Source organism: Leptolyngbya sp. FACHB-541 (assembly GCF_014695875.1).
Taxonomy (GTDB): domain Bacteria; phylum Cyanobacteriota; class Cyanobacteriia; order Elainellales; family Elainellaceae; genus JAAUTN01.
Map to the genome: position 1 here is coordinate 135541 of NZ_JACJPC010000148.1, position 11357 is coordinate 146897.

Consider the following 11357-nt stretch of genomic DNA (forward strand, 5'->3'; position numbering starts at 1 on the left):
TATTTTTTCTCAGCAGAAAACTTACATCTTAAATGTGGACCATATTCGCTATAGCCCATTACCAATTAGGATAAACGGTGCCCAGTAATGTGGATGTGACAAATCATTGGGATCAAGTCCGATCGCTTCCGCCAGTTCAAAGCCGCCTCTGTTGCCGTCTTCACCCATGCTAATTAAGGCGATCTGCGCCTGTTGCAGCGCTGCTGCTTTGCCGAGGTTGCCACGCAGGAGGGCATCGTAAAATTCAGTCATCAGAATCTGAGTGCCGCCATCGTCTACTGCCCAGAGAGATGCCATTGACGCCCGTGCCCCGGCTGTCTGCATCAGGTAGCCGAAACCTAAAATTTCTTCGCCATCGCCAAAGGTATTATCAACGCCCGTTTCACAGGCACTGAGCACAACCAGGTCTACCCGCGTCAGGTTGAGTAAGCCTGCTTTGAAGTCTGCCAGTGTCCACCGTTCTTGCTGGCTGAAGAGGATAAAGGAGTCTTCGGGTTGTCCTACCAGGAATTGGGCATGGGTCGCCAAATGCACAATGGTGTGACGATTGGCATCGCGTTCAATCCGAGCGCGGTTAAAGTCGTTGCCTAGCAGTGCAGTGCCATCAGAGGTTAGTCCAGCGATGTGATTGATTTCGTCGTCTGCATGTTCAAGTAGATTGAAATTGAATGTCTGGTTGCCCACATTAACCGTCAGCGGTCCTTCGGTGAGTGCGCCTGCTAGAATCTGAGGCTGGGTGCGTGGTGGGGTATTGAGGTCGGTGAGGCTAGCAGCGGTGATGTGGTTGATGCGATAACGTTCAGCTAGCCATTGGTTGCCGTCGTGGAGGGCAGCCAGAGGAATGTAGCGCAGGGAGCGATCGGGGGCGTAGATGATGGTGTTGATCCCTGCTGCTTCCAGGTCGGCTTCAATAGGGGCAATGAGCCACTGGTAAAAGGTTTGGGCAGGGGTGATGGCATCGCGGGTAGGCTCTTCGAGGGCGTAGCGGAAGGCTTGCACCGCATCGTTGAGTTCAAGGCGTGAGACATCATTGACGGTGCGGTGGATGGGAGGTGCATAGGGCGAGGTGACGATTAGCTCCAGCCTGTTCTCCAAGATCAACGGATAGAGCATCACCGCGCCTTGGGGAATCTGTCCCAGGTTGTCTTGCAAGGCTGCTAGTTCGTCAAGCTGCACATTACGGTCTCGTTCCTCCTGGCTCAGCAATGCCAGTTGCTCTTGCACCAGGGCACTGTCTTTGAAGGCGTTGAAGGCTTGCACAATCTGCCGTTGGTCTGCCTGTAATGCCGCTAATTCATCAAGTTCGGCATCGGTGAGTGAATCCTTTGCCTCCAGCTCATGCAGGCGTTGACCGTTGGCAATAGCTCGGTTAATGAGGTCGTTGTGGGCATTGGCAATAACCGTCTCAGGTGGCACCAGTTCGGCTCCTTGGCGGGCATTCTCAGAACTGCGTACCCCCCGCAGGTATTGGTCGAGTTCCTGCACCTTGAGCAGATCCAGCACTCGTTGGGACTCCAGGATGCGGTCTTGCTGGAGCAGCAGATCTGCCAGATGGCGGTAGGTGTCTTCGACGGTAGCGGTATAGGAGTCCTGTAAGTTTTTCTCCAATGCCTGATTGATCTGGCGAATTTGTTCGTAGGCGTTGATGGCCTCTTTGTAAAAGACAATGGCAAGTTCTGGTTGGGTTTGCGCTTCAAATACAGCCCCCATATTGCCCAGGGTGATAGCTTCCCCGGCCCGATCGCCCACCTGGCGAAAGAGGGCTAAGCTTTGCTGATAGTACTCCAGTGCCTGCGGATAGTCCCCCAGCGCTTGGTAAACATGTCCGATGTTGTTGAGGGATTTGGCTTCCCCAGCGCGATTGCCCAATTGACGAAAGAGGGCTAAGCTTTGCTGATAATAGTCGAGGGACTGCAGATACTCCCCCAGCGCTTGGTAGACAATGCCGATGTTGTTGAGGGAGCTGGCTTCCCCAGGACGATTGCCCAACTGGCGAGAGAGGGCTAAGCTTTGCTGATAGTAGTCGAGGGCCTGCGGATACTCCCCCAGCGAGGCGTAGACAGTGCCGATATTGCCTAGGGTGAGGGCTTCCCCGGGGCGATCACCCAACTGGCGTTTGAGGGCTAAGCTTTGCTCATAGTACTCCAGCGCCTGCGGATACTCCCCCAGCTGACGATAGACAATACCAATGTTGCCCAGGGTGTTAGCTTCCCCGGGGCGATCGCCCAACTGGCGAGAGAGGGCTAAGCTTTGCTCAAAGGAGTCGAGGGCCTGCGGATACTCCCCCAGCGATTGGTAAACAATGCCGATGCCTATAAGGGAGCTGGCTTCTCCGGGGCGATCGCCCAACTGGCGTTTGAGGGCTAAGCTTTGCTCATAGTACTCCAGTGCCTGCGGATAGTCCTCCAACTGACGATAGACAGTGCCGATGTTGCCCAGGGTAAGAGCTTCCCCGGGACGATCGCCCAACTGGCGCGAGAGAGCTAAGCTTTGCTCATAATAGTCGAGGGACTGCGGATACTCCTCCAGCTGACGATAGACAAGTCCGATGTTGTTGAGGGAGCTGGCTTCCCCGAGGCGATCGCTCAACTGGCGAAAGAGAGCTAAGCTTTGCTCAAAGGAGTCGAGGGCCTGCGGATACTCCCCCAGTGACTCGTAGACAAGACCGACGTTGTTGAGGGAGCTGGCTTCCCCTGATCGATTGCCCAACTGGCGAAGGAGGGCTAAACTTTGCTGATGATAGTCTAATGCTTGAGTATACTCACCAAGTGATTGATGAAGCGATCCTAAGTAGGAAAGTGTGTGGGCTTGGCGTTGCTGATTGCCGAGCATTTGGTAGTGCTCTAAGGCAGACTCAAACGACTGCACTGCCTGCCGCCACTGCTGAACGTTATACTGCTGTTCTCCTAGTTCATAGAGCCGATTAGCTTCTGCCTCATGCGCTGCGGCGGGTATCTGGGCAACGGCGATACCGCTTCTGGGTGGTAATGGGGAGAGCCATGCCAGGGGCAAGGCTACACTTAACAGCAACAGCAGCGAACCGAGGGAAAGCTTTCTGTGGCTCAGTGCAGGCGAAGCTGTGGGGTTTCTACTCATCAGGTTGGTATAAGCAGCGAGGGGATGTGGCGCACAATGCTTGAGAGCAGAGTTTACAGGTAGAGCACAATGCTCTTTGTCTTTACAAACAGAACTCAACATTCCGGGCATTACCAAAAGCGCAGCTGACTGAGCAAAACGCTGAGCTGGCTGAGTACTTTTTTAGGCTGGCTGAGCAAAAAAACAAGCTAGCTGAGTATTTCATTAGGCTGACTGAGCAAAACGCTGACTCAACAAAAGGCTGGGTTGGCTGAGCAAAAAGCTGATTTGACTAAGTACGACAGTGGGCTGACTGAGCGAAAAACCAGGCTGGTTGAGCAAAAAGTTGGGCTAGCTGAGTAAAAAGCTAACTGAGGAAGAAGCAGAGCTGACTAATCAGAGGTATGAGGCGATCGCTGTCACACATCAATCCCTAAAAATGATATGCAAACCTTGTATTACAATCCCGATTGCTCTAGACAGAGATTCGTACTAGGAAATGGATTGGACAAGGGTGAGGGCGATCACTTTATCTAATTATCACTCAGCCTTACTCGTTTGAGTAAAAGCTGTCATGACTTGATTCAGGATGTTGCGCCCTTAGTTATGCCAGTTACCTATTAATTATGCTGGAGAACAACCCTGGTTCATAAGATTGGGCAGCGTCACACTGATTGGAGACGCTGAATAAAAAGTCACCTAAAACACAAGCGTCCTTGAAGTTAATTTTCGCTTTAATTCTTTAAATTGAGGCATTTCAGTTCGTATAACTAGATTAAGCCCCTCAAACTGAAACTATGCTTCTCCCTAGTCTCCACACGTTGTTGGCAAAGACGGGCAAGAGAAGGATTAATACTTACCTTCTGCTCCTTGACCTTTGCCTTGCTCTGACCTCCTCGGTTTTGCTGAATGCCCCTTCTGTCATCTCTCCTGCCGTAGCCCAGGAAAGCAGTGAAGGAGAGCAGGCAGCAGAGGCAGATAGACTATTACAGCAGGGAATCCAGCAGTATGACGTGGGTCAATGGCAAGCGGCATTGCAGTCTTGGCAGGCAGCGTTGGAGATTTATCGAGATTTGGGCGACCGCTCTGGAGAAATTAGTTGTTTAGGCAATCTTGGCACCATTCAGAGCATTCTTGGAAACTATCAACAAGCTATAGGTTTCTATCAACAAGCACTAGAACTAGCACAAGAATTAGAAAGTCTTGAATTAGAGGCTAAGACTTTGAACAATCTTGGTTTAGCTCATTTTTCTTTAGGACAGTATGAGAGAGCAATTCAGTTTTATCAACAAGCTTTGGCAATTAAGCAGCAGATTGATGGTGATCAGGGCGAAGCAAATTCTCTCGGCAATCTTGGCTTAGCTTATTTTTATCTAGGAAGATATCAGCAAGCAATTGAGTTTCATCAACAGGCTCTGGCTATAGAAAGAGACACTGGTGCTCGTCGTGGAGAAGTCGAGTCTTTAAGCAATATAGGTATGGCTTATCATGCTCTTGGGCAGTATTTGCAGGCAATTGAGGTTTATCAGCAAGCATTAGAAATAGCTCAAGAGATAAACTACATCCGTTTGCAAATTAAAACCTTAAATAATATAGGCTCTGCTTACGATCAGTTAGAGCAATATCAGCAGGCAGTTGAGGTTTATTATCAATCTTTAGAAATTGCTCAACAAACTGATGATCGTGTAGAACAAGGAAGAATTCTTACTGGCTTAGGAGATAGCTACTTTTCACTTGAGATGTTACCAGAGGCAGAAAAACATCTATTTGATGCTATCGAAATTTGGGAATCACTTCGACCTGACCTAACGGATACTAATCGAATTTCACTATTCGAAACTCAGCTTGGAACTTATAACATTTTACAACGAACTCTTGTTGCATCAAATTCAAATGATAGAGCTTTAGAAGTTGCCGAACGAGGACGTGCTCAAGCTTTTGCTGCGCTATTAATGACAAGCATGAATGGCTCAGTGCCTCAAATAGATAATCAGCTTCTTTCTTTCAATCGCATACAACAACTTGCAGCAAGAAATGAAGCTGTTTTTGTTGAGTACTCACTGGTTTCAGATACAGAACTCTACATTTGGGTTATTCAACCTACAGGTGAGATGGCTTTACGCCAAGTTAACTTTGATAGCAATCAAATAGATTTAACATCACTAATAAGTCAGTCTAGAGAATACATTGGTGTAAGAAGCCGAGGTGGTTTCGAACTGTCTGAAAACAGCAGTGCGCTCCAAGACGAGCAGTTACGGAAGCTGCATCAACTTTTAATTGCGCCTATTGCAGATCTCCTACCATCTCGTTCAGAGGAGCGAGTCATTTTCATCCCACATGACGAACTGTTTCTAGTACCTTTTCCAGCCCTAAAGGATGCTTCAGGTCAATACTTAATTGAGAATCATACAATTTCAACAATTCCCGCTATCCAAATATTAGATCTCACGCAACAGAGGCACATAGGGCGTACCAGATCTCCGTCAAACCAAGAATTTTTAATTGTTGGCAATCCTGACATGCCTAAAATACAGCTTTCTCCACAGGAACCCTTGAATTCATTATCAAATCTGCCTGGAGCTGAAAGAGAAGCCCTAGCGATTTCTGAATTTTTCAATACTCAGGCATTAATTGGTGAGCGAGCTACAGAGCTACTGGTTAAGCAGCACATGCTAACTGCCCGAGTTGTCCACCTAGCCACTCATGGATTGCTGGAATACGGAACATCAGAGGATTCAGCCATACAGGACGTACCTGGAGCAGTTGCTCTAGCTTCTGGAGGGGGAGAAGATGGGTTGCTCACATCTAGAGAAATCTTAGACCTAGATCTTAATGCAGAATTAATTGTTCTTAGTGCTTGTGATACAGGATTAGGAGAAGTTACTGGCGATGGAGTTAATGGGCTCTCACGCTCACTAATTGCAGCGGGGGCATTGAGTGTAATTGTGTCGCTTTGGTCAGTGCCAGATGCTCCCACAGCTGAATTTATGGCAGAGTTTTATCGACAGTGGCAACGAGGTCAAGATAAGGCTCAAGCACTACGACAGGCAATGTTAATAACAATGGAAAAACATCCTAATCCACAAGACTGGGCTGCATTTGCATTAATCGGTGAAGCTGAATAACTTGAGGATTGTCTAGATGAAACGTCGGCACTTTATGCAATTCGCGGGTTCTGCCCTGGGAGCGATCGCCCTAAGCCAGTTTGAGCTAGAGCAGCGAGCGATACGCTATGCGCGTGTTTTGGCTCAAGATACTCCCCGGAAGCTGGCATTGCTGGTTGGCATCAACGACTATCCCGTTGGCGATGTGCTCTATGGTCCCACAGTGGACGTTGAACTCCAGAAGCAATTGCTGATGCATCGCTTCAAGTTCAGCTCCGCCGACATCTTGACCCTCAAAAATGAGCAAGCCAAACGGGAAGACATTCTCAGCGCGTTTGAAACCCATCTAATCGCTCAAGCTAGACCGGGGGATGTTGTGATGTTTCATTTCTCTGGACATGGGGCACGAGTTCGTGATCCAGATTGTGACGCGCCTGATTGCCGCAATACAACCTTAGTGCCCTACGATTTCTCCCAAACCACTGAGAGTGGCGTTGTGCAGGACATCATGGGACACACCCTCTTCCTGCTGATGTCGAAAGTCAACACCGACAATATGACCGTTGTGCTAGATTGCTGCTACTCCGGCGGCGGCAAACGCGGCAACGTCATCATGCGATCGCATACCACTGATACAGAAATTCGCACCGGACAAGCACCAGCGATCGCCCCTAACGAACGGGAGTATCAGCAGCGCTTGCTAGACGATTTAGGATGGACAGAGGACGAATTTCGGCAAAAGCGACGAGCTGGGGTTGCCCGTGGAGTCGTCATTAGTTCTGCCAAACGAGACCAGCTATCGGCAGACTACCCCTTTGAAGGCTTTTATGCCGGAGCCTTCACCTATCTAATGACGAAATACCTATGGCAGCAAGCAGAAGATCGTCCGGTACAGCAAGCAATCACCCAAATCACCCGCAGTACAACTCGTCTATCTCAGCATTTTCAAGAACCCGAGTATGAATATGCCGCAGATGCATTAGTGCAAGACACCCCTATTTATCAGGTGCGACACTCAACTCCTCCCGCTGAAGCCGTTATTACCGAGTACCTGGACAACAACCGGGTCAAGCTCTGGCTGGGTGGTTTAGACGCTCAAAGCCTGTCTGCCTTTGATAACGGAGCCGTTTTCACCGTTGTAGATGGAAATGGCAATCCCCAGGGAGAGGTGCAGCAAGACAGCCCTCGCGACGGGCTAGCGAGTGAAGGGCGCTTGCTGAGTCAGACCCGAGGAACCGCCGCAACCGACAGCATTTTTCTGCAAGAGCGGGTACGCTGTGTCCCCACCGATATCAAGCTCAGTGTTGGTTTAGATTCGTCTTTGGAAAACGATGAAGCGATCGCCGCACAGCAATTAAGCCAAATCGATTTTCTAGAGGTTCACACAACCCAAGCTGGGAAAGGGGTGCAGTGCCTGTTTGGGCGCATGACTAGCGCCAATCAGCAAAACCTGAGCGATTTCGGGATCGCCAATCTACCCGAAACCGGAAGCTGGTGCATCTTTACCCCCATGCTGGAACCCATCCCTGGAGCCTCACGTCCTGGCTCCGAATCGGTTGAGCAGGCGATCGCCCGTCTGCAACCCAAATTCAAATCCCTTCTGGTTGGGCGAATGCTGCGACTACTGCTCAATCCAGATACCTCCCGTCTAAATGTCGATATCAGCGTAGAACAGCTCAGCAGTGAAGGTACAGCAGAGCGATCGGTTTCTCGAGGGACAACTAGAAGCGGTGGAGCATCGGAAATTATTATTCCAACCCTCTCTGGAAAAGCGATCGAGCAAATTGAGCTAAATCGACAGATTCAGATTAGGTTTCAGAACAAGGAACAACAGGACTTATACATCAGCCTACTGGTCATTGATGCCGAAGGAACCGTTGAAGTCCTATTCCCTTTCAATTGGGATGCCCCCGAAGATGATGCTCTGGTTGCGGCAGGACGGACGATCGAGTTGCCAATCTTGCGAGCGACAGAGCCGACAGGGCTGACAGAACTGATTCTGATTGCCAGCACCCACTCCTTACGACGAGCACTACGCACGATGCAGCGTGCTGCCCCAAGAACTCGCGGATTTGTCCCAATTACCGAACCGGGTGAAATTATGGAAAACTTGTTTGCGGATTTGAGTGGAACCCGCAGCGGGACAAATGCTTCATCAGAAGGTGCCGCCTGCAGTATGGATACGACTCAGCTAGCCGTCGTTTCGCTAACCTACGAAGTTGTACCGCCCAGTTCGTCACCCTTGCAGGGTTAAGACAGCCTTCGTATTTTTGATTTTCCTGCCGTGATAGATTACGGCAAGCACAAACTGCTCTTCCAGCCATTCAAGCTCTGCCTACAATCATGTCTTCTCCTCACCAGGATGTTCTCAGCCGTTATGGAAGTGCTGTCAATGCTCTCCTCAAAGACAATTCATCTCTATCAGAAGCCCAACTTCTAAAAATACTGAAAGCCAGAGATGAGCTTTATGCACTGTTGCTGCTAGCGGCTGAAAAGCCAGAACAGATCAAGCTGGAAGAAGACTTTTGGCTAAAACTAGTTCAGTTTGATGAACAGCTCAATCAGCATAAAGATACGATCGCTCAGCATGAGAAATACCAACAGTGGCGAGAGAGCTTTAATCCACCCGAGCAGGCATGGTGGTGGTACTTCAAACAACCAGTAGACTCACGCGATCAACTGGATTGGCTGTGGAGTTTGCTCACCATAGCTTGCATCACCATTAGCTTTGCCCTGGTTAAAGATATTGCCGATCGCTTCCTCTCTGGCAGTACTGGGGTATGGAGTTCATTTGCAGCGATCGCGCCAGCAGTACTCACGCTACTGGCAACCGGAGGAGCGCTAACGAACGTGGGTAAAGAAACAATCGAAAAAGGTCTGGAATATTTTCATATCCCAAAGCATCATCAACACGAAGCAAAGTTTGGACTTGCCGTTACCGTCCTCGCATTATTATTCATCTTCCATGCCCTCCTACCTCAGATTGCGGTGTGGTACAACAATGCCGGTGAGCAGAACTATTTAACAGAAGAATGGTCAAGTGCCCAGTCCAACTTCGAGCGAGCACTGGCGTTGCAACCGGATTATTCAGAAGCGCACTTCAATTTAGGATTGCTTTACGAAGATTTGCAGGAGTTTGACAAAGCGAAAACCCAGTACCAATTGGCAGCGCAAGGGGATATTCCTGAAGCCTATAACAATCTAGCTCGGCTGCATATTTTGGATGAGGAGTACAGCACAGCTATTCCGCTCCTGCAGAATGGCTTAGGGCTAACGGGTCGCGACGAATCTGCTGATCCGCTTCTCGAATATGCCATTCGCAAGAATCTAGGCTGGGCACGATTCGAGCAGTCCCGTGCAGATGAAGAGATGCCAGAAAACGCTAAAGCAATTCTGCTAGAAGAAGCACAAACAGAACTAGAGGAGGCAATTCGCCTAGCACCTGAACAAGGCGCAGCCCACTGCTTACTAGCTCAGGTACTTGAAGCACAAAGACGAGCGGGCAGTTTGTTGGAGTGGGAGCGTTGTAGACAATATGCATCTGTACTCCAGCCTGAAGAAGATGCTTGGCTCACCCAGGCAAAAGCAAGATTAGCAACAGCAGAAATGGAAGGAAAACAATGAATCGTAGAGCTATCGGTATTGTATCTTTAAGTCTGAGTGCAATGACCGTTATTACAGCAACCTCTGCTTTAGCCAATCCAGCCAGAATTATTGAACTAGAAGGACGAGTCCGCCTCAGACGCGATGGATGGTCGTCCTATCATCAAACTTCTCAAGGAACCGACCTGTATGATGGGGACTTACTATGGCGCGATCGCAATGCGCGAGCAGTAGTTCTTTGTCCTAATGAACGACGGTGGATCGTTCCTTCGGGGCAGCATAGCGTCAGTAACTATTGTTCTGAACTACGACGTTTTCGACCCATCATTGGCATTGGTAACTTGCAGGGAGGCAGTAATCCAGAAATTCCATACATCATCACTCCTCGAATTGATTTGATATCTAACTCCACACCAGTACTACGATGGAATGCAGTTTCTGGAGCAAATCGATACACAGTACAGCTCATAGCAGACAATCAGATAGTTTGGGAAATTCAAACTGAGCAAACCGAAATCCCCTACCCTGCCAATCAAACACCTCTAGAGCAGGGAGTAATCTATTCTCTAGTTGTTGAGACAGATACAGGGCGCTCATCATCAGAAGAAAACATTGCTGATTTGGGATTTAATGTATTCAACTCGAATACTGTTCAAACTCAGGTTGAAGAAATTGAAGCGCTAGAACTACCGAATGAGGCAAAAACGGTGATTCTAGTTTCAGATGTCTATATCCCAAACGAGCTAACTGCTGAGGCGATCGCTACCTTGGAATCTCTTGTTGAACAGAATAGCCAGTCGCCCCTTGTTTATCGTCTCTTAGGTGATTTATATCTTAGAAGTGGTTTGCAATTGCTCGCTCAAGAGCGATATCAACAAGCAGCAGATTTGGCTCAGATTGCCCAGAATTTAGAGGAACGGGTAGACGCTCAGTTTGGGTTAGGTATTTTAAATTCACGGATAGGCAATATAGCTGAAGCTACTCTCTGGTTTAGTCAAGCTCAGGTAGGAGCAATCTATTTAGGTGATGAAAACCGACTCGAACAGATAGAGACAGAATTAGACAATTTGTAATAACAAATTTGCCAGTACTGATTTGCTAAGGATTGGCGATCGCAAAGTGTCATTTAATTTGGCACTGTACAAATTAAATGACATCGATACAAATTAGTGTCGTCGAGCAAAATCTCCTCTGTTGCAGGATTACAGGGAGAATTTGCTCAGTGGACTAGCATCTGTCCATCAGCATTATACCAATTCTCTAAAGTTCAGCTACAGATAAGGCATCTAAAATAGACCGTCGCCCTACAATCGAGAAGATTACTTCTGGTGTTAAAGCATCAAGTCTCTCTTTCACCTGCTGACGCAATTGATCCAGAGTGGTGGGCAAACTCCAACGCAGTCGTCGCTTGAGATACTGCCAGACCTGCTCAATCGGATTGAGTTCGGGGCAATGGGGTGGTTGAAACATCAAAACGATGTTGTCTGGCACCTTCAGTCGCTTGGCTTTGTGAAATCTACCGTTATCCAACTGGATGATCAGCAGGTCGTCTTTGAACGTTTGTGAAACTAAATT

At 48.6% G+C, this 11357-nt stretch carries 6 protein-coding genes; 4 read left to right on the forward strand and 2 right to left on the reverse strand.

Features of this window, described 5'->3' with window-relative positions; genetic code table 11:
• Positions 1 to 48: 48 nt before the first annotated feature.
• The gene (locus H6G00_RS33455; protein WP_190800034.1) at positions 49 to 3096 is read right to left on the reverse strand and encodes a tetratricopeptide repeat protein; all 3048 of its coding nucleotides are present in this window, start codon (positions 3094 to 3096) and stop codon (positions 49 to 51) included.
• Between the two features lie 803 nt (positions 3097 to 3899).
• Here H6G00_RS33455 and H6G00_RS33460 point away from each other — a divergent pair.
• The 4 genes from H6G00_RS33460 to H6G00_RS33475 all read left to right on the forward strand — a co-directional run bounded on the left by H6G00_RS33460 (position 3900) and on the right by H6G00_RS33475 (position 10855).
• Positions 3900 to 6200 (forward strand): CHAT domain-containing tetratricopeptide repeat protein, encoded by a 2301-nt coding sequence (locus H6G00_RS33460; RefSeq protein WP_190800035.1) that lies wholly within the window; start codon positions 3900 to 3902, stop codon positions 6198 to 6200.
• A 16-nt stretch (positions 6201 to 6216) separates the two neighbouring features.
• Positions 6217 to 8433, forward strand: coding sequence for a caspase family protein (locus H6G00_RS33465; protein WP_190800036.1), 2217 nt, complete (start codon positions 6217 to 6219; stop codon positions 8431 to 8433).
• Positions 8434 to 8522: 89 nt separating this feature from the next.
• Positions 8523 to 9803 (forward strand): tetratricopeptide repeat protein, encoded by a 1281-nt coding sequence (locus tag H6G00_RS33470; RefSeq protein WP_190800037.1) that lies wholly within the window; start codon positions 8523 to 8525, stop codon positions 9801 to 9803.
• Entirely contained in the window at positions 9800 to 10855 is a 1056-nt protein-coding gene (locus H6G00_RS33475) for a tetratricopeptide repeat protein (protein WP_190800038.1), read from the forward strand. The genes H6G00_RS33470 and H6G00_RS33475 overlap by 4 nt, the downstream gene beginning before the upstream one ends.
• 187 nt (positions 10856 to 11042) lie before the next feature.
• Here H6G00_RS33475 and H6G00_RS33480 read toward each other — a convergent pair.
• Positions 11043 to 11357: transposase (locus tag H6G00_RS33480; RefSeq protein WP_190800039.1), on the reverse strand; the 315-nt coding region annotated here is incomplete at its 5' end.

Coding starts and splice junctions, on each gene's coding strand:
- H6G00_RS33455 (WP_190800034.1), bottom strand. CDS start 3,096: ATGAGTAGAAACCCCACAGCTTCGCCTGCACTGAGCCACAGAAAGCTT.
- H6G00_RS33465 (WP_190800036.1), top strand. CDS start 6,217: ATGAAACGTCGGCACTTTATGCAATTCGCGGGTTCTGCCCTGGGAGCG.
- H6G00_RS33470 (WP_190800037.1), top strand. CDS start 8,523: ATGTCTTCTCCTCACCAGGATGTTCTCAGCCGTTATGGAAGTGCTGTC.
- H6G00_RS33475 (WP_190800038.1), top strand. CDS start 9,800: ATGAATCGTAGAGCTATCGGTATTGTATCTTTAAGTCTGAGTGCAATG.